A 25,733-nucleotide genomic window follows, 5' to 3' on the forward strand; every position below is an offset into this window, starting at 1 on the left:
TGCAGCCGGCCCCCATCCTAAGCAGTCCACTACCGGGAGCGCACCATGATGGCATTCATCGGCACCGTGTTCGTTGGCCTCATCGTCGGACTGATCGCACGGGCCGTGAAGCCCGGCGACGACAAGATGGGCTGGATCATGACCATCATCCTCGGCGTGCTCGGCTCGGTGGTGGCCGGCTACGTCGGCCGCGCGATGGGCTGGTACCAGCCGGGCCAACCGGCCGGCTGGATCGCCTCGGTGATCGGCGCGATCGTGCTGCTGGTGATCTACGGCATGGTCCGCCGCAAGGGCTGACTGGCCTTGCGCACGGTGATGGCATCGTTGGCGTCGGCCAGGCTCGGCGCTTCGGGCTTGGCCGGCGCAGGCGCCGCGGGCTGAGCCACCGCGTCGGCGCGGGGCGGCGGGGCTTCCAGCCCCTGCGCCATGCTGGCGCCCGGCACGGCTTCGGCCGGTGACGCCATGGTCGGCACGCGCGGCATGCGCAGGCCCGGCGCCGCATCACGGCAGCGCAGCAGCGCACGGTCGCCGCCTGGCGCCATCGCCGCCACCTGCGGCGCGATCGCGCGCAGCACCCGCACCGCCAGCGCGCTGGTAAAGCTGTAGCGCACCGCGTACGGCTCGCGCACATTGACCACCACGGTGCCGAAGAAGCGCTCGCCCAGCGTAAAGACGAACGTCGCCGAGCGGTTCACCGAGCGCGACGAGATCAGCCGCCCGCCCGGCCCGTACACCTGGAAGCGCTGGTCGCCGGTGCCGGTCTTGCCCGCCACCGTCAGCGACCCGCCGTCGCGGCCCGGCACCGTGAAAGCGCCGCGGATCGACTTGGCGGTGCCGCGTTCCACCACGTCCAGCATCGAACGCCGCGCCAGCTCGGCCACCTCGGCCGGCAGCACGCGCTTGCCCGGGCCCGGCTGCAGCACGTAGCGCGTGGCGTAGGGCGTGCCGTCGGCAAAGGCCAGGCTGCGCACCGCTGCACTCTGCGTGGCCACGCCGCCGGCCAGCAGGATGCCGGCCAGCTCGGCCAGCGCCGCCGGACGGTCGCCCGCCGCGCCGATCGCGCTGGCGTACGACGGCGTCAGCGAATCGAACGGATAGCCCACCCGTTGCCAGCGCCTGGCGATGCGGGTGAAGGCGTCCTGCTCCAGCAGCGTGCGGATGCGGTTGTCCTGGCCCGCCTTGCTGCGCGTCTTGAACAGCCACTTGTAGACTTCCTGGCGCTCCGCCGTGCTGGCGCGCAGCAGCTCCGTCAGCGTGGCGTCGGGGTGCTGGTCCAGGTACTCCACCATCCACAGTTCCAGCGGATGCACCCGTGACAGGTAGCCGCGGTCGTTCAGGTTGAACTTGTCCTTGCCGTACTTGCGGTACAGCGCGGGCAGGTCTTCCTTGGCGAGCTGCTTGTCGCCCAGGCGCGCGCGCATGATGCGGATATAGCTGTCCTCGTCCAGGTACGGGCGCGCGCTCAGCAGCGTCACCGACATGCGCACCGCGTTGATGTGCGGGATGGTCATGCGCACGCGGCCCAGCAGCGTATCCAGCCGCTGCTCGGAAGTCTTGCCGCGGTAGCGCTGGTAGAAGTTGACCATGTAGGCGCTGCCTTCCTGGTCGGCAAAGCGCTCCAGGTACTCGCGCCGGCCCGGGGCGTTGCGGTCCTCGAACAGGTCGCCGATGTCCGGATTGGCGTGGAAGGTCTCGTAGCGCACGATGTCGCGCATCATGCGGATGAAGACCAGGTTGACCGAATGCTGGAACGCGATGCGCACGGTCATGTTGCGCTCGCCCGCCGAGCGCTCGAAGTTGGTGAAGCTCTGCAGCCCGCCGCCGGTGTAGAAGCCTTCCCCGGCGCTGCCGGAGTACTTGCGCTCCATCGCGGCCTCGAGCATCGCCATCAGTTCGCGCTCCTCGGGCTTCTTCGCCTTGGACAGGTAATCCACCGCCCAGTGGGCAAGCACATCCTGCCGTGCCAGCCGCACCCCGGCCAGTTCGGCGCGGCCCATGCCGGCGTATTGCGCATGCAGCTCACTGATGATTTCCAGGTAGGTCACCAGCGTGCGCAGCTTGGCGGTCGAACCGAGGTTCAGCCGCGCGCCGCTGTTGATGTCGAACGGCTGGTCGATGTTGTCGGCCTGCACCCGCACCACGTTGGCGTTGCCGACACGCTCGAACAGCGTGAAGCTGGTCATCAGCTTCGACGGGTCGTCGTTGTCGCGCAGCAGGTTATGGCCGTACAGGCCCATGGCGCGCGCGTCCGTCTTGTTGTTCACGCGCTGCAGCGTCTCGGTGACGATGCGCTGCGCCTCGCGGTTGATGGTGCTGTCGACCGTCAGGTCGAGCCGGTCCATGTCGTAGCGGCTTTCCACGCCGGTCAGGCGGGTGACATCGGCGCGAACGCGGTTGACGGCCTTGCGCGTGACGAACGGCTCCTGCGGCCCGCGCTGCGGCGGCGCGGCCTTGTCCAGCGGCTGCGCCAGCGCCGCGTCGCGCAGCTCGGCGGTGATGACGCTGTTGGCGGCCAGCAGGCGCAGGTAGCTGGCCGTCAGCGCATCCAGGTTGGTGTCGTCGCGGCGCAAATGGTAAGACGGCCGGCGCTGCGAGATGATCAGCGACAGCGCTCGCTTGAATACCTGCGCCTGGCGCGGCTCGGGCGCGCGCTGGTCCATTTCCTTGAGCAGCCGGTTGACCTCGCCGAAGTCCTCGCCATACCACACCCACAGCGCGTCGCCGATGCCGTTGATCTCGCCGAAGCCCTCGCGCGCCGACAGCGGCACGGTGTTGAGGTAGTCGACCACGATGCGCTCGCGCGCGCGCTGCGTGTCGGGTCCGTCCAGGTAAGCGCGCAACGACGCCGATGCCATCTGCCGGAATTTCTCGGGGATCGACGCGGTGCGTCCTTCGGGTGAGTGCCGGTACTTCTCGATCTGCGTGGCCAGCGTGCTGCCGCCGGGCGCGTCGTGCGAACGGTCGGCCAGCCGGATGAACTGGTCGAGCACCGCGCGCGACAGCCGGCGCCAGTCCAGCGCCGGGTTCATGTTGGGGTATTCGGGGTTGAGCAGGCCCTGGTTCTCGACGTACAGCAGCGCGCTCACCAGCAGCGGCGGCACCGTGGCGAAGTCGGGATACTGGCGCTGCGGATAGCGCTCGAACGCCAGCGTCAGCCCGTTGCAGTCGCGCAGCAGGAGGCCGGCCTGGTTCTTCTCGCGGTACGGCGCGAACAAGCCCTGGTCCATCAGCCTGACCATGTCGGGCGACATGCGCGCCTGCTCGGCGGGAACGTAGCCGCGCTGCTGCAGCCGTTGCGCGAACTGCGGCAGCAGGCCGTAGCCCATGCGTGCGTCGTAAGGACCGGAATGCGGAAAGCGGATGCTGTCGCTGGCGCCAGGCTGGATCTCGAAGGTCAGCCGCTGGCCGAGCTCGCCGATGAGCCGCGCCTGCCAGTGCGAATTGCGCACTTCGCTCGCGACAAAGCTATACACGACGTAGACGCCCCCGGTGAGGGCGACCGCCAAGCCAGCGAAAATCCAGCCACGACGCGACACGTTTGGGCTTCCCTGTTTGGCCGGCGTTGCGCGCATCGGAATCCGCGCACCAGCTCGAAGCGCAATGTTCTCGCGGCACGCGCATTGCGCGTGCCGCCTGTCTTGATATTAGTAGGAGTCTGGCCGGCGTGCATCAAGCATGCGCGAGGTCATGGCGTTATTGACCCTCGCCGTGCATCGCGCCGTCGCTAACGCGCGTCATTCGGAGACGCGCTTGCGCCACATGCCGGCGTGCCCTGCACCGCCGGCGTGCGTCGCTGTCATGCCTGCTGCGCGCGTGCCACCGGCCGTCCCCCGAACGGGTAGCCCGGGTCGTTGTAGCCGTGGGTCGACGCATGCCCCGGCGCGACCAGCGCATCGATCATCGATTCTTCGTCGGGCGTGATCGCAGCCCCGAGCGCACCGAAGTAATCTTCGAACTGCGCCAGCGTGCGCGGCCCCGCGATAACCGACGAGATGATGGGGTTGGCCAGCACCCACGCCGTGGCGAACTGCCCCGGCGTCAGGCCGCGCGCCTCGGCATGCGCCTTGAGTTGCTGTGCGATCACCAGCGATTCCTCGCGGAATTCGGTTTCCATCATGCGGCGGTCGGCACGGCCGGCGCGCGTGCCCTGTTCCGGCGCCTGTCCGGGCGCGTACTTGCCGGTCAGCACGCCGCGCGCCACCGGGCTGTAGGGCACCACACCCAGGCCGTAGTGCTCGCAAGCCGGCAGGATCTCCACCTCGGGCAGGCGGTTCAGCAGGTTGTAGTACGGCTGGCAGGCCACCGGGCGCGGCACGCCCAGCTCGCCGCACAGCCGCGCGATCTCGGCAATGCGCCAGCCGCGGAAGTTCGACACCGCCCAGTAGCGGATCTTGCCGCTGCGCACCAGGTCGCCCATCGCGCGGACCGCCTCTTCCAGGTTCTCGCCGGGATAGTCGCGGTGCAGGTAGAGGATATCGATGTAGTCGGTCGCGAGCCGGTGCAGGCTGTCCTCGACCGCGCGCGTGATCCACACGCGCGAGTAGTGCGAGTGGTTGGGCGCGGGCTGCATTACGTTGCCGAGCTTGGTCGCCAGCACCCAGTCGTGGCGGTTCGCGGTCAGCAGCCGGCCGACCATCTGCTCCGACGCGCCCTTGGTGTAGACATCGGCGGTATCGATGAAATTCACGCCGTGGTCACGCGCGCTGGCAACGATGCGCGCCGCCTCGGCCTCGTCGGTCTGGTCGGCAAACATCATGGTGCCCAGGCACAGCGCTGAAACGCGCAGGTTGCTGACGCCGAGGCGGCGGTAGGGCATGGTGGTGGCTGGCATGGGATTCTCCGGAAGGGGGGTGTGACCACGGTCCCACATTTTGCCGGGAGTTGGGCAGGCTTGCCGGCAAGCGCACCGTCAGATGGCGGGCAGCGAAATAAACGCGGCCGCCATGCGCTTTTTATTGCACCCCTTGCAGCACCTTTGCTGCACACCCGATTCCGCGCGACAGCGCCCTGAAATGGTTTCAAGATGTTGCTGGAACGCCAACTGGCGACGATTTACCGCCATATTCTTGCGTTTGCCGGCGGCGCCCACCCCGCCGGCCTGACCAGGAACAAGGATCGGACACCATGCAAACGGAAACCACGGATGTCGTCATCATCGGCGCAGGCCCGGCCGGCTCGGTCGCGGCGGGCCTGCTGCGCAAGCACGGAATCCCGGTACTGGTGATCGAGAAGGAAATCTTCCCGCGCTTTTCGATCGGCGAGAGTTTGCTGCCGCAGAGCATGGCCTATATCGAAAGCGCCGGCATGCTGCGCGCGGTGGTCGAAGCCGGCTTCCAGTACAAGAACGGCGCCGCGTTCTCCCGCGCCGGCCAGCACACCGCCTTCGACTTCCGCGAAAAATTCTCTCCCGGCTGGGGCACGACCTACCAGGTGCAGCGTGCCCGCTTCGACGATGTGCTGATCCGCGAGGCGGCACGCCAGGGCGCCGAGGTCCGTTTCGCGCATCTGGTCGAGAACGTCGATGTCAGCGGCGCGCAGCCCGAGGTGACGGTGCGCGCGCCGGACGGCAGCCGGTACCGGGTGCGCGCGAAATTCCTGCTCGATGCCTCGGGCTTCGGCCGCATCCTGCCGCGCCTGCTCAAGCTGGAGTCGCCGTCGGGCTTCCCGGTGCGCAGCGCGCTCTTCACCCATGTCGAGGACCGGATCGCGCCGGGGGGCTTCGACCGCAACAAGATCCTGATCAGCGTGCATCCGCAGCACCCGGATGTCTGGTACTGGACCATCCCGTTCTCGGACGGCCGCTGCTCGCTCGGCGTGGTGGCGGAGAAGGCGTTCCTGGACAACTACACCGGCACCGAGACCGAGCGGCTGCGCGCGCTGGTGGCCGAGGAGCCCGGGCTGGCGAGCCTGCTTGCCGATGCCTGCTGGGACACCCCGGTGCGGCAGATCGCGGGCTATTCGGCCAACGTCAGTTCGCTGTGGGGCAATGGCTACGCGCTGCTCGGCAATGCCGGCGAATTCCTCGATCCGGTGTTTTCCTCCGGCGTCACCATTGCCTTCAAGTCGGCCAGCCTGGCCGTGGAGTGCCTGGTGCGCCAGCTCGGCGGCGAAGCGGTGGACTGGGAGAAGGATTTCGCGCAGCCGCTGCGAGCGGGCGTGGATTGCTTCCGCGTCTTTGTCGAAGCATGGTATGAAGGCCGCTTCCAGAAGCTGATTTTCTACCCCAATGCCACGCCGGAGATCCGCAGCATGATCAGCGCGGTGCTGGCCGGATATGCCTGGGACCGCAACAACCCGTTCGTCGCCGATCCGCGCCGCCGCATGGCGGTGCTGGAAGAATTCTGCAACGTCTGACCGCCGCCGAGCCGGCATGGCAATTCTGCAAGGACAACAAGCATGACCAATCCGACCGTACTGGTCACCGGATCGTCGCGTGGCATCGGCCGCGCCATCGCGCTGCGCCTGGCGCGCGATGGCTATGACGTGGTGGTCCATTGCCGCGCACGCCGCGACGAAGCCGAAGCCGTGGCCGACGCGGTGCGCGCCCATGGCAGCAGGTCGCGCGTGCTGTGCTTCGACGTCAGCCGCCGCGACGAGGCAGCGGCCACGCTGCTGGCCGACATCGCCACGCACGGCTGCTACTACGGCGTGGTCTGCAATGCCGGGCTGGCCCGCGACGCGGCCTTCCCGGCCATGACCGGCGCCGAATGGGACGAGGTGGTGCACACCAACCTCGATGCCTTCTACAACGTGCTCAACCCGGTGGTGATGCCGATGGTGCAGCGCCGCCAGCCTGGCCGCATCGTCACGCTGTCGTCGGTCTCCGGACTGGTCGGCAACCGCGGGCAGGCCAACTACAGCGCCGCCAAGGCGGGCATCATCGGCGCCACCAAGGCGCTCGCCATCGAACTGGCCAAGCGCGCCATCACGGTCAACTGCGTCGCGCCCGGCCTGATCGACACCGACATGGTCGAGGCGCACGTGCGCGAGGAAGCGCTGCGCCTGATCCCGGCGCGGCGCATGGGCACGCCGGACGAGGTTGCCGCCACCGTCGCCTTCCTGCTGTCGCCCGATGCCGGCTATATCACGCGGCAGGTGATTTCGGTCAACGGCGGGATGTTCGGGTAAGGCATGGCCGGGGAGATCCGATGAACGCGGTAAGCATCTTCTTCCTGCAGGCCATGCTGGTGGTGGCGCTTCCCTACCTGCTGTGGCGCGGCGCGGGCCTGCAGGCCGCCTTTCCGCTGGTGGCGGTGCAGGTGCTGGCCGGCATCCTGCTCGGGCCGTCGGTGTTCGGCCAGCTGGCGCCCCAGCGCTGGTCGGCGCTGTTCGGCCCCGATCACCTGCCGATGCTGTCCGGCCTGCAATGGCTCGCCGTGACGCTGTTCTGCTTCCTGACCGGCCTGCATTTGCGCGAAGACGCGGCGACGACGCACTGGCATGACACCCTGCGCATCTCGCTGGGCAGCATCGCGGCGCCGTTCGTGCTCGGCGGCGTGACGGGATGGTGGATGATCCGCGCCGGCTGGCCGGTGGCGGGCGAGCATGCCGATCCCTACTGGTTCGCCTGCGCGATGGGGATCTGCACCGCGGTCACCGCGCTGCCCGTGCTAGGCGCGCTGCTGCGCGAGATGCGGCTGACCGGCACGCCGCTGGGCCAGCTCGCGCTGCGCTGCGCGGCGGTCAATGACGCGTGGGTGTGGCTGTTCCTGACGCTGGTGCTGCTGCAGCAGGGCAGCCAGCAAGGCGCCAGCGCGCTGGTGACCGGAGTGCGCGCCGGCGCCTACCTCGCCTTCATGTTCGGCGTGGTGCGCCCCGCGCTCGCCTGGCTGCTGCGCCGCGCGCAGGAGACGGAACTGCTGCTGGCGGTCGCCTTCTTCCTGGTGCTGGCGTCGGCATTCCTGGGCGAGCTGGCCGGGCTGCATCACGTGATGGGCGGCTTCGTCGCCGGGCTGGCCTGGCCGTCGCAGGCGGCACAGCGCGTGCGCCAGCAGCTGGAACCGATGACGGTTGTGGTGCTGTTGCCATTCTTCTTCCTTGCCGCCGGGCTGCGTACCGAGATTTCGCTGCAGGAACCGATGACGCTGTGGATCGCCGCACTGTCGCTGGTCGTCGCCATTGCCGGCAAGATGGCCGGCGTTGCGCTGCCGGCGCTGCGCGCGGGCATGGGCTGGCGCAAGTCGCTCGCGCTGGGCGCGCTGCTGCAGACCAAGGGACTGGTCGAGGTGGTGGTGCTGACCGTGCTGCTGGACGCGCGCGTCATCAGCACGACGGCATTCTCGGGGCTGCTGCTGATGGCGCTGGCCAGTACACTGCTGGCGCGTCCTCTGACCTTGCTCGCGACACATGGCCGCTTGCGCTGAGCGGCGGCCGGAGGCGCGAATGGCATCCTGTCGCTTGCCGCCGGCGATCGCCGGCTGCTTTCAGTCCCGGTCCGGCGCGCCCGGCGGAAAGAGCGAGCGATAGGGCCGCGCCTCGTCGATGGCACGTGCGAAGGACGGCCGTGCCAGCAGCCGGGAACGATACGCACGCACATGGGGGCACGCCGCGGGAACGGGATGCACCCAGTCCGCATAGAACAGCGACGGTGCCGCCGCGCAATCGGCCAGCGTGAACGCGGTGCCTGCCGCCCATTCGCGGCCGGCTAGTTTTGCGTCTAGCCACGCGTAGGCACTCTCCAGTAGCTTGCGCGCCTCGGCCACGCCATAGGCGTCGCGCTGGCCGGCGGGGCGCAGATGGTCGAGCACGATGCGCTGCATCGGCGTCATCACGTACTGGTCGAAGAAGCGGTCGAGCAGGCGGACCGCGAGCGCGTCATCGGGCGCTTCAGGCAGCCAGCGCACTGCGCCCCGGTGATGCTGGTCGAGGTATTCGATGATGATGCTGGACTCGAACACCGTGCGCGGGCCATCGACCAGCACCGGCATCCGCTGCAGTGGCCATAGCTGCGCATGTTCGGCTGCATGGTCGGGATGATCGGGCGACAGCATGCGGAACTCGAACGGGATCGCGTTCTCGTACAGCGCGATCAGCACCTTCTGGCAGTAGGAGGAAAACGGGTGGGCGTAGAGCTGCATCGTGGTCTCCTGTCGGCGCGCCAGCACTACGCCGCGGCGAAGCGGTCCGTGGCGGCGATCAGCTGGTCCATGATCCCCGGTTCCGTCCACGCATGGCCCGCCCCTTCGATCAGGTGAAAATCGGCCTTCGGCCAGGCCTTGTGCAGGGCATGCGCATAGCGTACCGGGCACGGCATGTCATAGCGGCCATGCACGATGACCCCGGGAATATCCGCCAGCCTGTACGCATCGCGCAGCAGCTGGCCATCCTCCAGCCAGCAGCGGTGCGTGAAGTAATGGTTCTCCAGCCGCGCAAAGGCAAGCGCGAAGTGGCTGTCGTCATGCTTGGCGCTGTTGCCGGCATCCGGCAGCAGCGTGATGGTCTCGCCTTCCCACACGCTCCAGGCACGCGCGGCTTCGACCTGCTTGTCCTTGTCGTCGCCGGTCAGCAGCTTGCGATAGGCCGCCATCATGTTGCCGCGCTCCGCTTCGGGCACCGGCGCCTGGAAGCGCTCCCATTTCTCGGGGAACATCTCGGACACGCCATACTGGTAGTACCAGTCCAGCTCTGCCTGCGACACCGTGTAGATGCCGCGCAGCACCAGTTCGCTGACGCGCCGCGGATGCTTCTGCGCATAGGCCAGCGCGAGCGTCGAGCCCCAGGAGCCGCCGAAGACCAGCCAGCGCTCCACGCCGGCAAGTTCGCGCAGCCGCTCGATATCGTCGACCAGGTGCCACGTGGTGTTGTGCTCCAGCCCGGCATGCGGCGTCGATCGTCCGCAGCCGCGCTGGTCGAACAGCAGCACGTCATAGCGCGCCGGGTCGAACAGGCGCCGATGGTCGGCCGAGATCCCGCCACCGGGGCCGCCGTGCAGGAACACCGCCGGCTTGGCGCCCGGCGTGCCGACGCGCTCGTAATAGAGCACGTGGCCGTCGCCGACATCGAGCGTGCCGCAGTGGTAGGGCTCGATTTCGGGGTAGAGGGTACGGAGGGAGGGCATGGGGGGGTGGCTCCGGTGGTCTCGAGGCCACAGTGTACGCTGCCGCAATGGGGAATCGCGTCAGCCGCCGATCAGCCTTGTTCCATCTCGTGCTGTGCCGCCAGCGCGAGAAATGCCGATCGGCTCATATGCCGGCTTTTGGCAGCATCATCGATTTGCTGGACCAAGCGCTCTGGCAAGCTGATGTTCACCCGTACGGCTCTTGTGTTGACGCGCGACAAGTCGATGTCGACCAGCATCCAGATGCCGCCCTGATACTGCGGATGATGAAACCAGCGCTCCGGACTGGATGGTTCGGGAATCGGCTCCCCGTCGGCAAAGTGGGCTTCGACAGCCTCCTGCGCGTTGGCTGGAATGTCCGCCCAGTCATCGGCAGCGGAAAAGCATCCGGGGAAATCCGGAAACGAGATGCCGTGGGCGTGCTTTGCGTCGCCGGGCTCGATATGGACGGGATATAGCATGGGGCGATCAGAAAAAATTTTCTGTTACCGGAGGCGGGCCTGCTTGAGGATGCTGCGCACCGTGCCGAGTGGCAGGTCTTTCTTCGGGTGAGGCACCGTTACCTTTCCTGGTTTGGTGGGGTGCCTGAACTGATGGTGCGATCCGACGATGTGCGTCAAATACCAGCCGTCGGACATCAGTTGCCTGATCAGGTCCGCGCTCTTCATTTGCGCAACTTTACACAACACGCACTGAGCCGTCCAGCCGGTGTTGCCGGAGACGGCAAAAAAAACCGGCACCCAAAGGCGCCGGTTTTGCTTACCTGGCAAATCGTGCCAACCGGCGCGACCCCACTCAGTCTTCCAGCTTCGGCAGCGAAGCGCTCACCTGCGTCGACAGCAGGCCGGTCTTGGCGTACGTCTGCAGCTTCTCGCGCGTATCGACGATATCCAGCGTGCGCATGGTCAGCTGGCCGATCCGGTCCAGCGGCGTGAACATCGACTCGCCCTTTTCCATCGTCAGCCGTTCCGGCTTGTAGGTCAGGTTGGGCGAGGTGGTGTTCAGGATCGAGTAGTCGTTGCCGCGGCGCAGTTCGATGGTGACTTCGCCGGTGATGGCGCCGGCCACCCAGCGCTGGGCGGTTTCGCGCAGCATGATGGATTGCGGGTCGAACCAGCGGCCCTGGTACAGCAGGCGGCCCAGGCGGCGGCCGTTGTCGCGGTACTGCTCGATGGTGTCTTCGTTGTGGATGCCGGTGATCAGGCGCTCGTAGGCGATGAACAGCAGCGCCAGGCCCGGGGCTTCGTAGATGCCGCGGCTCTTGGCTTCGATGATGCGGTTTTCGATCTGGTCGCTCATGCCCAGGCCATGGCGGCCGCCGATGCGGTTGGCTTCCATGAACAGGTCGACGCTGTTGGCGAAGGTCTGGCCGTTCAGCGCGACCGGCTGGCCTTCCTCGAAGCGCACGGTGACTTCCTCGCGCTTGACTTCGACGTCATCGCGCCAGAACTGCACGCCCATGATCGGCTGGACGATGCGGATGCCCGAATCCAGGTGCTCCAGGTCCTTGGCCTCGTGGGTGGCGCCCAGCATGTTGGAGTCGGTCGAGTACGCCTTTTCGGCCGACATCTTGTAGTCGAAGCCGTTCTGGCGCATGAACTCGGACATCTCGGCGCGGCCGCCCAGTTCGTCGATGAACTGCTGGTCCAGCCACGGCTTGTAGATCTGCAGGCCGGGGTTGGTCAGCAGGCCGTAGCGGTAGAAGCGCTCGATGTCATTGCCCTTGAACGTGCTGCCATCGCCCCAGATGTTGACGCCATCTTCCTTCATCGCGGCGACCAGCATGGTGCCGGTGACGGCGCGGCCGATCGGGGTGGTGTTGAAGTAGGTGATGCCGGCGGTGGAAATGTGGAACGCACCGCACTGCAGGGCGGCGATGCCCTCGGCCACCAGTTGCGTGCGGCAGTCGACCAGGCGGGCTTCCTCGGCGCCGTAGGCCTTGGCGCGGCGCGGGATATCGTCGTAGTCGGGCTCGTCGGGCTGGCCCAGGTTGGCGGTGTAGGCGTAGGGGACGGCGCCCTTCTGGCGCATCCAGAGGAGTGCCGCGCTGGTGTCAAGGCCGCCGGAGAAGGCGATACCGACGCGCTCGCCGGTAGGAATGTGCTGCAGGATGGTAGTCATCGCCAGAAATCTAAGTGAATTTGTCGGCTCTTGGGCGGGCTCCCGCCGCGTCGCCCGGAAGGGTGCCAGCGCGCGCGGAAGCACGGCGACGCGGCCGGCCGAGTCACGGGCCGAGTCAGTGCCAAACGCGAATTGTGACACGGCAGCGCCCACGCGCCAAACGCAGGCCAATGCCGGGTCGCGGGCCGCACCCCGGCGGAGCGTTGAAAAGCCGCGAACGCGCCCTTCAAAACTCTCGACTGGTTAGCTCCCGGGACCCCTCCCTATACTGCGCCGCATCGTCGTTTTGAGAGCGGAGTCGTCATGCTGCATCGCGCCCTGCAAGGGATCCGGGTCCTGGACCTGTCGCGCATCCTCGCCGGTCCCTGGTGCACCCAGAACCTGGCCGACCTGGGCGCCGAGGTGACCAAGGTCGAACATCCCCGGCGCGGCGACGACACCCGCGGCTGGGGCCCGCCCTACCTCGACGCGCCGGCCGGCACCGAAGGCGGTCCGCGCCTGTCGGGGTACTTCATCTGCTGCAACCGCGGCAAGCACTCGGTGGCAATCGACTACAGCACGCCGGAAGGCGCCGCGCAGGTGCGCGAGCTGGCGCGCGAGGCCGACGTGCTGGTCGAGAACTACAAGGTCGGCACGCTGCGTCGCTACGGGCTCGACTACGAAGCCCTAAAGGCAATCAACTCACGCCTGGTCTACCTGTCGATCACCGGCTTCGGCCAGGACGGGCCGATGGCCGACAAGCCCGGCTATGACTACGTGTTCCAGGGCATGGGCGGCTTGATGAGCTATACCGGCCAGCCCGACGGCGCCCCGGGCGCGGGGCCGCTGCGCACCGGCGTGGCGGTGGTGGACCTGAGCACCGGCATGTATGCGACCTCGGCGGTGCTGGCCGCGCTGTACCAGCGGCAGTCGACCGGTGCGGGCGCGCATCTCGATATCGCGCTGCTCGACGTGGCCGTGGCGATGAATGCCAACCAAGCCGCCAACTACCTGGTCTCTGGTCAGAACCCGCAGCGCAGCGGTAATGCGCATCCCAACTGCGCGCCGTATGAAGTGTTCCGCTGCGCCGACGGCCACCTGATCCTGGCGATCGGCAATGACGGCCAGTTCGCGCGCTTCTGCGCGGTGGCGGGCATGCCCGAGCTGGCGCAAGACCCGCGCTACGCCACCAATTCGGCGCGCATCGAGCACCTGCCGGCGCTGCGCGCGCTGCTGGCCGAGCTTTTCCCCACGCGCACGCGCATCGAATGGACCGAAGCGTTCGACGCCAACGGCGTGCCCTGGGGCCCGATCCACACCATGGACGAAGTCTTCGCCCACCCGCAGGTGCAGCACCGCGGCCTGATGCGGGTAGCGGAGCATCCCGTCATGGGCCGCGTGCCGATGGTGCGCAACCCGATGCTGGCGGGCCACGACGGCCCGCTCATGCCGCCGCCGCTGCTGGGCGAGCAGAGCGCCGCGAATTGATTGCCCTGCAAGACACACAAACCCTGCTCCGGAGACAACCGATGAAGCCAGTCCTTTCCACCGTTGCCCTGTTCGCAGCGCTCGCCACTGCCGGCGCCGCGCAGGCCAGCGCCTACCCCGACCGCCCGATCAAGCTGGTCGTGCCCTACGCCGCGGGCGGCACCACCGACATCATCGCCCGCATCGTCGGCACCCATCTGGGCCCGGTGCTGGGCCAGCCGGTGGTGGTCGAGAACCGCCCGGGCGCCGGCGGCGCGGTGGGCAGCGCCTATGCCGCCAAGCAGCCCGCCGACGGCTACACGCTGGTGATGGAGGTGGAAAGCTCGCACGCGGTCAATCCCAACGTCTACGTCAAGACCGCGTATGACCCGGTGAAGGACTTCGCACCGATCAGCAACCTCGCCGACGTGCCGAACGTGCTGGTGGTCAACCCGTCGTTTCCGGCCACCGACCTGCAGGCGTTCATCAGGCTGCTGAAAGCCAATCCCGGCAAGTACTCGTTTGGCTCGTCGGGCAACGGCGGCCTGAGCCACATGAACGGCGAGCTGTTCATGAACGCCACCGGCACGCGCATGCTGCATGTGCCCTACAAGGGCCTGGGCCCGGCGCTCAACGATGCGGTCGCGGGCCAGATCCAGGTTGTGTTCGACAACATCCCCTCGTCGTCCGCGCTGATCCAGGGTGGCCGGCTGAAGCCGCTTGCGGTTGCGGCGAAGCAGCGCCTGAAGGTGCTGCCCAACGTGCCGACCTATGCCGAAGCCGGCCTGCCGGCGATGAACAACCCGTCGTGGTTCGGGCTCGGCGCGCCGGCCGGCACGCCCGCCCCCATCCTCGACAAGCTGAACCAGGCCGTGCGCAAGGTGCTGGCCGAACCCGACGTGATCGCCGCGATCGAGAAGCAGGGCGCGATCCCCGCGCCCACCTCGCGCCAGGCCTTCTCCGACCTGGTGCGCGGGCAGAATGCGCACTGGAAGAAGGTCGTCGACGATATCCGATTCACCAGGCTCCAGTAAGCCAGCCACCAGCAAGGAACGACATGAGCGAAACCATCCAGGAACAATACGCCGGCGTCGACGTCGACGCGCGCGGCATTGCCACCGTCACCATCCGCGACGCGGGTTCCCTCAACATCCTCGGCACGCCGGTGATCGCCTCGGTCACGCGCGCGATCGAGGCGCTGGCCGCCAACGATGCGGTGCGCGTGGTGGTGCTGCGCGGCAGCGGCGACAAGGGCTTTGTCGGCGGCGCCGATATCAAGGAAATGGCCGCGCTGGACCGCGCCAGCGCGCAGGCATTCATCAGCGGCCTGCGCCGCCTTTGCGACGCGGTGCGCCATTGCCCGGCGCCGGTGATCGCGCGCATGCCGGGCTGGTGCCTGGGCGGCGGGCTGGAGCTGGCGCTGGCGTGCGACATCCGCATCGCCGCCGACAATGCGCAGCTCGGCATGCCCGAGGTCAAGGTCGGCATCCCGTCGGTGATCCACGCGGCGCTGATGCCGCGCCTGATCGGCAATGCGCGCGCGTCATGGCTGCTGCTCACGGGCGAGATCGCCAACGCCGAAGACGCGCTGCAGTGGGGGCTGGTCAGCCGCGTGGTGCCGCTGGATGCGCTGGACCAGGAGGTCGAGCGGGTGGCCGCGCTGCTGGCGGGCTTCGGTCCCGTTGCCGTGCGTCAGCAGAAGCGTTTATTGCGCGAATGGGAAGATGCGCCGGTCGATGTTTCGATCAACAACAGCGTGGCGGAATTCGGCAGCGCGTTCGACACCGGCGAGCCGCAGCAGCATATGGCCACGTTCCTGAACCGGAAGCGCTGACCTGCGCGCCCTGGTTGCGCTATTACGGCGCCGTGCCGGCCACGGCGCCGCCCTCGCGCGTGGCCACCACGCGCGGATCGTTGAGCAGGAACTGCGCGAACGCCTCGGCAAATGACGGCAGCTTGCCGTCGGCGCGCACGATCAGGTTGAGCTCGCGCAGTGCCCAGGGCTCGGCCAGCCGCACCCCCGCCACGCGCGCATCGCGCAGCGCTTGTGCCGCCACGCTGCGCGGCACGAGTGCCACCCCGACCCCCGCCTCGGCCAGCGACAGCACCGCGTCGAAGCTGTGCGCATGCAGGCGCACGTTAGGGCTCTTGCCCGCGCGCTGCGCCATGTCGCGCAGGAACAGGAAGTTGCTGCTGGTGCGGCTCATGCACACAAAGTCGAAAGCCAGTGCCGCGCCGAAGCGAACCTCCGGCTCGCGCGCCAGCGGATGCTCCGCCGCGACCGCCAGGATCAGTTCGTCGCGCGCATAGCGCACCGAGCGCACGCCGGTGGTCTCGAAGTCGCCGGCGAGAATGCCGACGTCGGCTTCATGCGCCGCGACCGCGGTCAGGATCGACTGGCTGGCGCGTTCTTCGAGGTCGATGTTCACGTCCGGGTTGGCCAGCAGGAAGCGGCTCACGCTCGGGATGATGAAGCCATTGAGCGAGCTGCTGTTGGCCAGCAGCCGGATATTGCCCTTCAGTCCCGCCGAGAAACGGCCCACCTCGCCGTGCATGCGCTCGACGCCGAGCAGCAGCTCGCGCACATGGACCAGCAATGTCTCGCCGGCCGGCGTCAGCTCCATGCCGCGCGCGGTGCGCACAAACAGCGGCGTGCCCATCGCATGCTCGAGGTTCTTCAGCCGGTAGCTGGCCGCCGACGCGGTGATATGCGTGGCCGAAGCGCCGCCGGAAAGACTTTGTGCATCGGCGATCGCCTGGAACAGGCGCAGGTCGGTCAATTCGTAACGCAAGGCAGCTCCGGATGTCTAAGGTGTTCAGGCGAGAGCCGGATAGTGACGGTTCGCGGGCATTCTACAGCCCGGCATGCACGCCCCAGCCGAGGCCGATCCCGCATTGATGTGGACACCAGCCACTTGGTTTGCTAAGGTATTGTGGACGGCGTACACAAATCGTTGCGCCCGTTGCCGGATCCCCGAGGCCATCGTCCGTACGCCGGCTAGGTTCTTCCTGCCTGCCCCGCCCGGGAGGCTCTCTCTACAGGAGTTGTCATGCAAGTCCAGCCCTATCTCTTTTTTGAAGGCCGTTGCGATGAAGCTGTCGAGTTCTACAAGAAGACCCTTGGCGCCAAGGTCAATATGCGGATGACGTTCAAGGAAAATCCCGAGCCGCAAAAGGCCGACCCCGGCTGCCAGGCGCCTCCGGGAACGGAAGACAAAGTCATGCACATGGAATTCCAGATCGGCGACAGCGTGATCATGGCTTCCGACGGCCGCTGCTCGAACCAGCCCAAGTTCGAGGGCTTCGGGCTGACAATCAGCTTTGCCGACAAGGCCGGGGTGGAAAATGCCTTCAACGGCCTGAAGGAAGGTGGCCAGGTGGTGATGCCACTGGACAAGACTTTCTTCGCCGAGCAATTTGGCATGGTGAGCGACCGCTTTGGCGTCATGTGGATGCTGATCACCGAGCAGAAGTAAGCGCGGCGCGTGCGGTTTCGCCGGCGGCATCGGCATACGGGATTACAATGCGCGCCGCCAGCCGGAGAAACCGGCGAACCCACGACAGCCACGCGCCATGGACGAACGCATCACCGAACTCGAAATCAAGCTCGCCTTCCAGGAAGACCTGCTCGAAACGCTCAACACCACGGTGGCGCGCCAGCAGCAGCAGATCGACCTGCTGCAGGAGCAGTTCCGCGCGCTGTACCAGCAATTGCGCAGCGCCACGTCGACGGCGGCAGAGTCCGATCCCCTGCAGGAAATCCCGCCGCATTACTGACCTGCGCGCATGCGCGCCGGGGCTATGTGACGGAACGCCATCCCGCGCGCGCGGTCTGACTGGCTGACTCCATCCACGCCGCGCCGTCAAGGCGCGCACCATCCGCCACATGCGCCTGCGCCCCTCCCTGCTCCTTGCCGCCGCGGCCGTCTTCGCCGCGGCTACGCCCGCGCTGGCCGGCTACAACGTCTGGACCGGCGAATACACGCTCACCCGCCAGGAACTGCAGGCCGCGCTGGATCAGCGTTTTCCCGCCACGCTGCGCTACGCGGAAGTGGTGACCGTACAGCTTAGCCACCCCCGGCTGGTGCTAGACGAGGCCAGCAACCGGCTCATCACCCATGTCGAGGCCCGCCTGACCAACGCGCTGCTGCCCTCGCCGCCGGTCGACGGCAAGCTGGCGCTCAACAGCGGCGTGCGCTACGACTCCGGCAAGCGGGCCGTGCTGCTCGACAACCCCACGGTGCAACAGGTGGAAGTTGCCGGCATGGCCCAGTACCGCGAGCAACTCAACGCCATTGGCGCGGTCGTTGCGCAGCAGCTGCTGAAGGACTATCCGGTCTATACCTTCAAGCCCGAGGAACTGCACTTCGGCGGCAAGGAGGTCGAGCCGGGGACCATCACGGTCGGCAAGGAAGAAGTGCGGGTTGAAGTGAAGAACCGCTAACGCCGCGCCGTTTCGCGCGCGCCGCGGAACACCAGCGCCAGTCCCGCCAGCACCGCCGCCATCCCGGCAAGCGCCAGCGGCGCCATCCGGTTGCCCAGCAGCAGGTAGTCCAGCACCGCGGTGCCCGCAGGCACCAGGTAGAACAGGCTGGTCACATTGACCAGGTTGCCCGCGCGGATCAGGCGGTAGAACAACAGCGTGGCGCCGATCGAGATGCCGAGCGTCAGCCACAGCAGCGGCAGCGCGAACGCCAGCGATACCTCGAAGGCAAAGGGCTGGAACGGCAGGCACAGCAGGCATGCCGCGAGGCTGGCGCCATACTGCAGCGGCAACACCTGCGCCGGCGCGCGCGCGATGCGCTTCTGCAGGATGGCGCCGACGGTCATGCAGGCCAGCGCTGCCAGCCCGCACGACACGCCCGCCACAGAAAGCCGTGCCAGCAGCAGGCTGTCGGCGACCACCAGTGCCAACCCGGCGAGCGCGAGCGCCAGGCCCGCGATGCGGGTGGTGCTGTAGCGTCGCTCGGTCAGCAGCAGGGTCAGCATCGGTTGCGCGCCCAGCACGGTGGCCAGCACACCAGGCGTCATGCCATGGTCGAGCGCAAGGAAGTAGAACACGGCGTAGCCGCCAATCAGCAGCAGGCCGGTCAGCGCCACATGCAGCCGTTCGCCGCGCGGCGGCAGCAGGTGGCCGCGTGCCAGGCCGATGGCGCCAAGCACCGCCAGCGTGATGGCGAAGCGCAGCGTCAGCAAGGCAAAGGGCGTGGCATGGTCCAGCCCGAGGCGCGCCGCGATGGCGCCGCTGCTCCACAGCAGCACGAACAGGGGTGTGGCCCAGAACGCGGCGGATACCGCATGCCGGGCGTGGGTCGCGGCGCCCAGTTGCGCCGCGCAGTCTTTTTCGGTGGTCATGGATGTCATCTGTCGAAAGCCTGGCAGACCCCGGCGCGCAAGCGCGCATAGCAACTGCGGCAGCCGGCAGCGGCGCACAGGCGCGCGGCTGCCGTGCCGTCAGGCACGCGCAGGCGTGAAAACCGGGGAGCTGTGATGCGGGCCGCGATGCGCGCCCGTCAGCCGCGTGGCGGCGGGGGCGGATGCGCGCCGGCGGAGAACGGCGGCGGTGCGACAGCGACGAACGCAGGCTGGCGACGCACGCGCGGCATCGCGTCGCACGGTGGCGCGGCGATGACGGGGCGTTGGCGGTCTGCGTTCATGACGAAATCGGGAAAGGATTCGAAGATCTGGCGATGCTATGCCTGCAAGGCGGCCGCGTCAACGGGTGGTGTGCCGGGTCGCGCCGGAGTTCAGCGCGCAGTGTCCGATTCGAGCTGCGCCACCAGCGCCTGCAACGTGGGCGCGCAGCCGGCTTCGACCTTCAGCGCCAGCATATCGTCCGCGCGCGTGGTGCCCAGGTTGAGCGCCGCCACCTGCTTGCCCATCTGCCCGGCCCAGACACAGAAGCGGTAGCCCGAATACACCATCAGCGACGAGCCCACCACCAGCACCGCGTCGGCGGCCTCGAGCGCCGCGCGCGCGGCATCGACGCGCACGCGCGGGACCGACTCGCCGAAGAAGACCACGTCAGGCTTGAGGATGCCGCCGCAGCGCCCGCACTCGGGCACGCGGAACTGCGCGAACAGCGGCGATTCGAAATGCACGTCGCCATCGGCGGCGGGCTCGGCGATCACGTCGCGCAGCGCGGCGTTCTGGTCCAGCAGCCAGTCCTGCAGGCCGGCGCGGTCATGGCGTGCGCCGCAGTCCAGGCAAATGGCGCTGGCCAGGCTGCCGTGCAGCTCGATCACGTCGCGGCTGCCGGCGCGCTGGTGCAGGCCGTCGACATTCTGCGTGACCAGCGCGCCCAGGCGGCCATGCTCGCCCAGCCGGGCGAGCGCATGGTGCGCGCCGTTGGGCCGCGCCTGCCACGCCACCGGCCAGCCAAGCATGCTGCGCGCCCAGTAGCGCTGGCGCCCGGCGTGCGAGCCTAGGAAGGCCTGCAGCGTGATCGGTTGCGAACGCTGCCACTGGCCGCGCGCGTCGCGATAGCCGGGGATGCCGGAATCCGTGCTGATGCCGGCGCCGGTCAGCACGAACAGGCGCGGATGGCGCCGCACGAAGTCGAGCAGCGCGTTCAACTGGCCGGATCCTCCGCGTGCCGCGCCGCATGGCGCGCCTCCCACGCGCGCAGTTCCTCGCGATAGCGGTCCAGCTCCTGGTAGTAGAAATCGAAGATGCACGGATCGCAGCCGGAGCCGCAGCATTCGTCGTCGCCGGGCCGTTCGGGCGGCACGGGGCGCGGGTCGTCCGCGGGGTTGGCGACAGGGTTGACGGGAGACACTTGGGACACGGACTGCACGCCGCTGCGGGCGGAAATGGCGGATCAGCCGCCAGTATATGCCGCCGGCGCCAACCACGCCGCCCCCACGCCGCCCACCACGCCGCCGACCACCCCGCCACCCGCCACGTGGCTGCAGCGCCGGGCCAGTGGCGCTCAGTGGTTCAGCAGCACGCTTCCGACCGGGATCACCAGCGCGGTGCCGGACAGGCAGGCGATGTCGTCGTCGGCAAGCCAGCGCGCCACCACGTCTGCCAGCCGCGCGCCGATGCGGGCCAGCTCGGCCGGGTCGGCCAGGTAGACGGCGTCAATCACGTCCTGGTCGAATGCCAGCGACGCGCTGATGCGGCAGCGGCCGGGCGAGCCGGGCGGCTCGGCCTGCCAGCTCACCTGCACCTCGCTGCCCCCGGCGCGATGGTATTCGGCCGACATCGGGAACAGCCGGCAGGTATGTTCGCGGGTCCACTCCACCAGTGCGGTCATGGCGATTCCCCCTCTGTGCGGGCTGCGCCCGCCCTGGTCTGCGTTCATCTTAGTCACTGCAAGCGGCCTGTGCAGTGCGCTCCCGGCAGCGGATGCCGATCTGCACGCTTCCGAGCGGCATGATGAATTGTTTTGCGGCGCGCACTCCAGGCGGCCCGTGCGCCGCGTTTTGCCCGAAGATAAGCCGACGCCCATCCCGGCCGCGCACAGACCGGGCAACCGGCGCCGCATTGCGGCTGCCTGCTGAACGGACGACGACATGAAGGCAGCCACACCCTGGGGGTTGCGGATCCTGCGGCTGGCAGCGCTCGCGCTGGCGGCTTGCCTTGCCGTTGGCGCCCGGGCCGCGCCGGACGCAGCGCCGGACGCAACGCCTGACTCCGCACTCGCGCCGGCACCAGCGATCATGCCCCCGGCACCCGCCGCGATCGACACACCCGCCGTGAGCGCCGCGCCGGCCCGCGGCGCGCGTCCGCGCATCTGCCTGGTGCTGTCCGGCGGCGGTGCGCGCGGCGCCGCGCATATCGGTGTGCTCAAGGTGCTGGAGGATCTGCGCGTGCCGGTGGACTGCATCGCCGGCACCAGCATGGGCTCGCTGGTGGGCGGCGCCTATGCCACCGGCATGTCGCCCGCCGAGATGGAACGGCTGGTCAGCGGGCTGAGCACCGAAAAGCTGTTCAAGGAACGCCCGCCGCGCAAGGACCTGACCGTGCGCCGCAAGCAGGACGATTTCACCAACCTGTTCACGCCCGAGATCGGCGTGCAAACGAGAGGGCTGCTGCTGCCCAAGGGCGCGGTCTCGGGCGTGCAGCTTGAGACGGTGCTGCGCCAGCTGGCGCGCACGCCCGGCTACCGCGACTTCGACAAGCTGCCGATCCCCTACCGCGCCGTCGCCACCGACCTCGTCGCCGGCACGCCGGTCGTGTTCAACGCCGGCGAGCTGGCCAACGTGATGCGCGCCAGCATGTCGGTGCCGGGCGCGGTGGCGCCGGCGGAATACCAGGGAAGGCTGCTGGTCGACGGCGGGCTCACCGACAACCTGCCGGTCGGCGTGGCGCGCGCGATGGGCGCCGATGTCATCATCGCCGTCAACCTCGGCACGCCGCTGATGAAGCGCGAGGAGCTGACCTCGGTCATCGGCGTGACAGGCCAGATGCTCAACATCCTGACCGAGCAGAACGTGCGCGCCTCGCTGGCCTCGCTGGGCCCCGCCGACGTGCTGATCGAGCCCGCGCTCGGCGATTTTTCCGCGACCGACTTCGACCACCTGACCGCCACCATCCCCATCGGCGAAACCGCGGCGCGCAAGGTGGCCGAGCGCCTCGCGCCGCTGGCACTGCCGCCGGCGCAGTATGCGCAGCTGCGCGCGGCGCAGCAGGCGGTGTCGCCGCCCGACACGCGGCCGGTGGATGCGATCGAGCTGGCGCCGCTGCACCGCGTCAATCCCGAGTTTGCGACGGCGGTGATGGAGACCAAGCCGGGCGAGCCGCTTGACCAGGCCACGCTCGACCAGGACATGCGGCGGCTGTTCGGCACCGGCGACTTCGAGCACGTCAACTACGGCATCATGGAAGAGCCGGGCAAGCGCATCCTGGTGGTCAATGCGGTCGAGAAATCGTACGGGCCGGACTACCTGCGCTTTGGCCTCGGGCTCAGCACGGACTTCCGCGGCGATGCGTTCTTCAACCTGATCGGCAGCTACCGGCGCACCTGGCTGAACTCGCTTGGCGCCGAATGGCGCACCGATCTGCAGGTGGGCCAGACTACTTCGCTGACGAGCGAGTTCTACCAGCCGCTGAACACGCGCCAGTACTTCTTCATCGCCCCGCGCATCGAGCTGGAGCGCCGCCCGGTCAACGTGTTCCAGGGCAGCACCCGCCTGGCCACCTATGACCTGCGCCGCCTTGACGTAGCGCTGGACGTGGGCAGCCAGTTCACCAAGTACGGTGAGCTGCGGCTGGGCGTGCAGACCGGCACGCTGGACGCCACGCTGAGCACCGGCCCGGAGGCGCTGTCGCCGGGCCCCGGCAGGATCAAGCGCGGCGCAATTACCGGCCGGCTCTTCTTCGACCAGCTCGACAGCGTCGACTTCCCGCGCTTCGGCTATGCTGGCTCGTTGCGGGTCTATGCCTCGCAACCGGGACTCGGTGCCGACGATTCCTATATCAAGGCGCAGGGCGACCTGGTGTATGCCCATTCGATCGGAAACCATACCGTGTCGCTCGGGCTCAAGGCCGGCACCAATGTCGGCAACCCGCTGCCGCGCTATGACCTGTTCCAGTGGGGCGGCTTCCTGCAGCAATCCGGCTATGCGACCGGGCAACTGCTGGGCGGCAACCTGCAGTTTGCGCGGCTGGTCTACTACAACAAACTGGCGCGGCAGACGCTGCTGCAGGGCATCTACGCCGGCTTCTCGCTGGAGGCAGGCCGCATGGGTGCGCCGCTGGTGCCGGGAAGCCCGACCGGGCTGCTCAAGTCGGGATCGCTGTTCCTGGCGCTGGACAGCCCGCTCGGGCCACTCTATTTCGCCTATGGCCGGGCCGCGGCCGGGACATACAGCTTCTACCTCTTCCTCGGCAAGCCGTTCTGAGACGCGGGTCCACCGCAACGTGGGCCGCGCGTGTGATGCGAGCGTACCCCACCGAAGTTGTATGTAATGTCTTAATTCAAAGGTCTATACTTTTCCCGTCAGCAAGACCCCCTCTTGAATGACGACCCTTCCCCGGTCGCCGCTGCCCCAGCGGCGACTTTTTTATGGGCGGTCGCGCATTCGGGCAACGGCCGCGAGCATGGTTGCCCACCTCCTATCCCCGCCTCGGGCCGCGCTGCCGGCCGCACTCGCGGAGGTTTCCATGCAGATCGGTTTCACCATTTCACAGCGGCCTGTCGCGTGGTCCGGTGGCCACGCTGACCTTCATGGCGGCGGGCTTCCTGACGGTGCTGGTGCAACGCCACCTGCTCGGGAGGTATCGCATCGATCACTAAACGCGCATCGTGGCCACCGGGACACAGTTGGATGCACGCAATGCTGGCCCGTTGCGCCAAGCCGGTTTAAGATTGCGCGATTATCGAACAACGAACCCGGACAAGCACAGCCCAATGGAAGTCCTCCGCCCCATCGGTCTCGGCCATGCACAGGCCGACACCGTCCGCGTCGCCCGGCCGCAGGCCGATTTGCTGAGCAGCTTTGCCGGCGATCCCAATTTCATGCTGTCGCTGGCGCGCGGGCTGACCGTGCTGGAGGCCTTCTCGGAACGCAAGCGTCCGCTGACCATCTCGCAGGTGGCGCAGCGCACGCAGCTGTCGCGCGCCTCGGTGCGGCGCTGCCTCTATACGCTGGAGCAGCTTGGCTATGTCAGCCAGCAGGAGGGCCAGTTCGCGCTGCGCCCGCGGGTGCTGCACCTGGGGCATGCGTATTTCTCTTCGACCTCGCTGGTGTCGCTGGCGCAGCCGATCCTGGACAACCTGAGCGCGCGCATCCACGAGACCTGCGCGCTGGCCATCCTCGACGGCACCGACATCCTCTACCTGGTCCGCTCCGAAGTGCAGCGGGTCCTGAACTACTCGCTGGGCATGGGCAGCCGCCTGCCGGCCTACTGCACCTCCAACGGCCGGCTGCTGCTGGCGCACCAGCCGGCCTCGGTGCTCGACGGCTTTTTCGAGCATGCCGAGCTGCGTCCGCGCACGCTGCAGACCAAGGTGTCGCGGCAGGAGCTGGAGGCATGCTTCGCGCGGGCACGCGAAGTCGACTACGTGATCGTCGACGAGGAGCTGGAGCCGGGCCTGCGCGCGATTTCCGTGCCGGTGCGCTCGGCCTCCGGCATCGTGCTGGCTGGCCTGAGCGTGAGCGTGCGCGCCGCGCGCGTACCGGAAAGCGAGATGATCACGCGGCTGCTGCCGCCGATGCGCGAAGCCGCGGCGGCCATCGGGCGGCTGATCGGCTCCTGACGGGCCGCGCCTCGCGCGCCGGGATGTTCAGCCCCGGTGCGCCAGCTCCAGCGCGAATACCAGCCGCTGCAGGAAGTTCTCCATACGGCCGTCCGGATTGATAAAGGCGCAGCCGAAGTGGTGGATGGCGTTGCCGTCATGGCCGACCAGCCAGTGGCCAACCACCTGCAGGTCGAGCTCGACCTTGCCCAGCTCGCGGAAGTCGAGACGGCACTTGGCCACGGTGGTACCGACCGGCAACTGTTCCTCGGTGACGCTCTTGGAGCGCAGCCCGACGCCGGACAGCGACAGGTCGGCAATGTCCAGGCACAGCAGCGCATTGTCGGCGCCCCGGATTTCGCAGCGGTAGCCCTTGGTCACCAGTGTGCGCGCGCGGAAATGGCGGCGGCGCTGGAAGTGATAGAGCTTCTCCGGAAATTCGACGACAAAGGCCGGGCCTTGCTCGAAGCGGGTCGCGGCCGGCTGCCCCACCATAAAGTTCACCGGCACGCCGCGCAGCAAACCCGAGAATGCATTCTCTTCCGAGGTCATCAGCGACTGCCGCTCGGCGTCGGCATTGCACCAGTCGAACACGAAGGTCCGGTTGACCGGATCGACCTGCAGGATCGAGGTGACGAACTGGTGCCCGGTACGGGTGCGCACGCTCAGCATGCACTTCTGCCACGACAGGTCGCGCAGCACGGTGCCGATCTGGGAGTTGTGCGTGAGGCGGTAACGATCGTCCGCCGGCGTGTCGGCGGCGGCAGTGTCGGTCTCGGTTCCGGTGCCGGCCCCGGTGGCTTCGTGCTGATTCATGGATTCACGCAACGTCTGGTATAGCGGGATGCCGCCGGCTGGGGGTGTAGTGGGGGCGCGGCAGCCAGTCGGCCTGCCGGCCGCGCGCCGCATGTTAAGCGCGTGCCC

Annotated in this window: 25 protein-coding genes; 12 read left to right on the top strand and 13 right to left on the bottom strand. The window is 68.1% G+C overall.

Features of this window, described 5'->3' with window-relative positions:
• Positions 1-45 precede the first annotated feature (45 nt).
• Entirely contained in the window at positions 46-297 is a 252-nt protein-coding gene (locus tag IPF36_RS22315) for a GlsB/YeaQ/YmgE family stress response membrane protein (RefSeq protein ID WP_195430322.1), read from the top strand.
• Here IPF36_RS22315 and IPF36_RS22320 read toward each other — a convergent pair.
• Both IPF36_RS22320 and IPF36_RS22325 read right to left on the bottom strand, forming a co-directional pair.
• Positions 270-3,536 carry a transglycosylase domain-containing protein gene (locus IPF36_RS22320; protein ID WP_195430339.1) on the bottom strand — a complete coding sequence of 1,089 codons (3,267 nt, stop codon included), beginning with the start codon at positions 3,534-3,536 and terminating at the stop codon, positions 270-272. The two genes, IPF36_RS22315 and IPF36_RS22320, sit on opposite strands and share 28 nt — an antisense overlap.
• Positions 3,537-3,796: 260 nt before the next feature.
• Positions 3,797-4,831 (bottom strand): aldo/keto reductase, encoded by a 1,035-nt coding sequence (locus tag IPF36_RS22325; RefSeq protein ID WP_195430341.1) that lies wholly within the window; start codon positions 4,829-4,831, stop codon positions 3,797-3,799.
• A gap of 293 nt (positions 4,832-5,124) precedes the next feature.
• Between IPF36_RS22325 and IPF36_RS22330 the strand changes: the two genes are divergently transcribed.
• Genes IPF36_RS22330 through IPF36_RS22340 form a run of 3 tightly spaced genes read left to right on the top strand, consistent with a single transcriptional unit; the run spans position 5,125 to position 8,363 of the window.
• The gene (locus IPF36_RS22330; protein WP_195430343.1) at positions 5,125-6,354 is read left to right on the top strand and encodes an NAD(P)/FAD-dependent oxidoreductase; all 1,230 of its coding nucleotides are present in this window, start codon (positions 5,125-5,127) and stop codon (positions 6,352-6,354) included.
• Positions 6,355-6,396: 42 nt separating this feature from the next.
• Positions 6,397-7,128 (top strand): 3-oxoacyl-ACP reductase FabG, encoded by a 732-nt coding sequence (gene fabG, locus IPF36_RS22335; RefSeq protein ID WP_133095610.1) that lies wholly within the window; start codon positions 6,397-6,399, stop codon positions 7,126-7,128.
• A 20-nt stretch (positions 7,129-7,148) separates the two neighbouring features.
• Positions 7,149-8,363, top strand: a complete 1,215-nt coding sequence (locus IPF36_RS22340) for a cation:proton antiporter (protein WP_135703321.1) — start codon at positions 7,149-7,151, stop codon at positions 8,361-8,363.
• A gap of 60 nt (positions 8,364-8,423) precedes the next feature.
• Here the strand turns inward: IPF36_RS22340 and IPF36_RS22345 are convergent, their stop codons facing one another.
• The 5 genes from IPF36_RS22345 to argG all read right to left on the bottom strand — a co-directional run bounded on the left by IPF36_RS22345 (position 8,424) and on the right by argG (position 12,178).
• A complete protein-coding gene (locus IPF36_RS22345) occupies positions 8,424-9,077 on the bottom strand; it encodes a glutathione S-transferase family protein (protein ID WP_195430346.1) in 654 nt (217 codons plus the stop codon).
• Between the two features lie 26 nt (positions 9,078-9,103).
• A complete protein-coding gene (pip, locus tag IPF36_RS22350; protein WP_135703322.1) occupies positions 9,104-10,057 on the bottom strand; it encodes a prolyl aminopeptidase in 954 nt (317 codons plus the stop codon).
• A 71-nt stretch (positions 10,058-10,128) separates the two neighbouring features.
• Complete coding sequence (locus tag IPF36_RS22355) at positions 10,129-10,518, bottom strand: type II toxin-antitoxin system HicB family antitoxin (protein WP_135703323.1); 390 nt, start codon at positions 10,516-10,518, stop codon at positions 10,129-10,131.
• 24 nt (positions 10,519-10,542) lie between these two features.
• Complete coding sequence (locus IPF36_RS22360; protein WP_135703324.1) at positions 10,543-10,725, bottom strand: type II toxin-antitoxin system HicA family toxin; 183 nt, start codon at positions 10,723-10,725, stop codon at positions 10,543-10,545.
• Positions 10,726-10,852: 127 nt separating this feature from the next.
• Positions 10,853-12,178, bottom strand: coding sequence for an argininosuccinate synthase (argG, locus tag IPF36_RS22365; RefSeq protein ID WP_135703325.1), 1,326 nt, complete (start codon positions 12,176-12,178; stop codon positions 10,853-10,855).
• A gap of 303 nt (positions 12,179-12,481) precedes the next feature.
• On the opposite strand from argG, the gene IPF36_RS22370 reads away from it, so the two are divergent.
• Genes IPF36_RS22370 through IPF36_RS22380 form a run of 3 tightly spaced genes read left to right on the top strand, consistent with a single transcriptional unit; the run spans position 12,482 to position 15,458 of the window.
• Positions 12,482-13,645, top strand: coding sequence for a CaiB/BaiF CoA-transferase family protein (locus IPF36_RS22370; protein ID WP_135703326.1), 1,164 nt, complete (start codon positions 12,482-12,484; stop codon positions 13,643-13,645).
• Positions 13,646-13,686: 41 nt separating this feature from the next.
• Positions 13,687-14,658 carry a tripartite tricarboxylate transporter substrate binding protein gene (locus IPF36_RS22375; protein ID WP_135703327.1) on the top strand — a complete coding sequence of 324 codons (972 nt, stop codon included), beginning with the start codon at positions 13,687-13,689 and terminating at the stop codon, positions 14,656-14,658.
• 23 nt (positions 14,659-14,681) lie between these two features.
• A complete protein-coding gene (locus IPF36_RS22380; protein WP_135703328.1) occupies positions 14,682-15,458 on the top strand; it encodes an enoyl-CoA hydratase in 777 nt (258 codons plus the stop codon).
• A gap of 22 nt (positions 15,459-15,480) precedes the next feature.
• Here IPF36_RS22380 and IPF36_RS22385 read toward each other — a convergent pair whose 3' ends face one another.
• A complete protein-coding gene (locus IPF36_RS22385; RefSeq protein ID WP_133095603.1) occupies positions 15,481-16,416 on the bottom strand; it encodes a LysR family transcriptional regulator in 936 nt (311 codons plus the stop codon).
• A 258-nt stretch (positions 16,417-16,674) separates the two neighbouring features.
• Here IPF36_RS22385 and IPF36_RS22390 point away from each other — a divergent pair, with 258 nt between their 5' ends.
• The 3 genes from IPF36_RS22390 (at position 16,675) to IPF36_RS22400 (ending at position 18,068) form a co-directional block, all read left to right on the top strand.
• On the top strand, positions 16,675-17,100 hold the full coding sequence (locus IPF36_RS22390; RefSeq protein ID WP_133095602.1) for a VOC family protein: 426 nt from the start codon (positions 16,675-16,677) through the stop codon (positions 17,098-17,100).
• Between the two features lie 97 nt (positions 17,101-17,197).
• Complete coding sequence (locus tag IPF36_RS22395) at positions 17,198-17,401, top strand: SlyX family protein (RefSeq protein ID WP_133095601.1); 204 nt, start codon at positions 17,198-17,200, stop codon at positions 17,399-17,401.
• A 109-nt stretch (positions 17,402-17,510) separates the two neighbouring features.
• Positions 17,511-18,068 (top strand): DUF1439 domain-containing protein, encoded by a 558-nt coding sequence (locus tag IPF36_RS22400; protein WP_135703329.1) that lies wholly within the window; start codon positions 17,511-17,513, stop codon positions 18,066-18,068.
• On the opposite strand, the gene IPF36_RS22405 is transcribed toward IPF36_RS22400, so the two are convergent.
• The 4 genes from IPF36_RS22405 to IPF36_RS22420 all read right to left on the bottom strand — a co-directional run bounded on the left by IPF36_RS22405 (position 18,065) and on the right by IPF36_RS22420 (position 20,882).
• A complete protein-coding gene (locus tag IPF36_RS22405) occupies positions 18,065-18,979 on the bottom strand; it encodes a DMT family transporter (protein ID WP_195430349.1) in 915 nt (304 codons plus the stop codon). The two genes, IPF36_RS22400 and IPF36_RS22405, sit on opposite strands and share 4 nt — an antisense overlap.
• 392 nt (positions 18,980-19,371) lie before the next feature.
• The gene (locus IPF36_RS22410; RefSeq protein WP_133095598.1) at positions 19,372-20,199 is read right to left on the bottom strand and encodes an NAD-dependent protein deacetylase; all 828 of its coding nucleotides are present in this window, start codon (positions 20,197-20,199) and stop codon (positions 19,372-19,374) included.
• The gene (locus IPF36_RS22415; RefSeq protein ID WP_240745864.1) at positions 20,196-20,402 is read right to left on the bottom strand and encodes an oxidoreductase-like domain-containing protein; all 207 of its coding nucleotides are present in this window, start codon (positions 20,400-20,402) and stop codon (positions 20,196-20,198) included. The genes IPF36_RS22410 and IPF36_RS22415 overlap by 4 nt, the downstream gene beginning before the upstream one ends.
• Positions 20,403-20,555: 153 nt before the next feature.
• A complete protein-coding gene (locus IPF36_RS22420; RefSeq protein ID WP_133095672.1) occupies positions 20,556-20,882 on the bottom strand; it encodes a hypothetical protein in 327 nt (108 codons plus the stop codon).
• Positions 20,883-21,141: 259 nt separating this feature from the next.
• Here IPF36_RS22420 and IPF36_RS22425 point away from each other — a divergent pair, with 259 nt between their 5' ends.
• Complete coding sequence (locus tag IPF36_RS22425; RefSeq protein WP_195430352.1) at positions 21,142-23,472, top strand: patatin-like phospholipase family protein; 2,331 nt, start codon at positions 21,142-21,144, stop codon at positions 23,470-23,472.
• Between the two features lie 509 nt (positions 23,473-23,981).
• Positions 23,982-24,830 carry an IclR family transcriptional regulator C-terminal domain-containing protein gene (locus IPF36_RS22430; RefSeq protein ID WP_135703333.1) on the top strand — a complete coding sequence of 283 codons (849 nt, stop codon included), beginning with the start codon at positions 23,982-23,984 and terminating at the stop codon, positions 24,828-24,830.
• 27 nt (positions 24,831-24,857) lie between these two features.
• On the opposite strand, the gene IPF36_RS22435 is transcribed toward IPF36_RS22430, so the two are convergent.
• Positions 24,858-25,625 (bottom strand): flagellar brake protein, encoded by a 768-nt coding sequence (locus IPF36_RS22435; RefSeq protein ID WP_133095594.1) that lies wholly within the window; start codon positions 25,623-25,625, stop codon positions 24,858-24,860.
• Positions 25,626-25,733: the final 108 nt, after the last annotated feature.

The sequence above is a fragment of the Cupriavidus sp. IK-TO18 genome, assembly GCF_015549295.1.
GTDB lineage: Bacteria > Pseudomonadota > Gammaproteobacteria > Burkholderiales > Burkholderiaceae > Cupriavidus > Cupriavidus oxalaticus_A.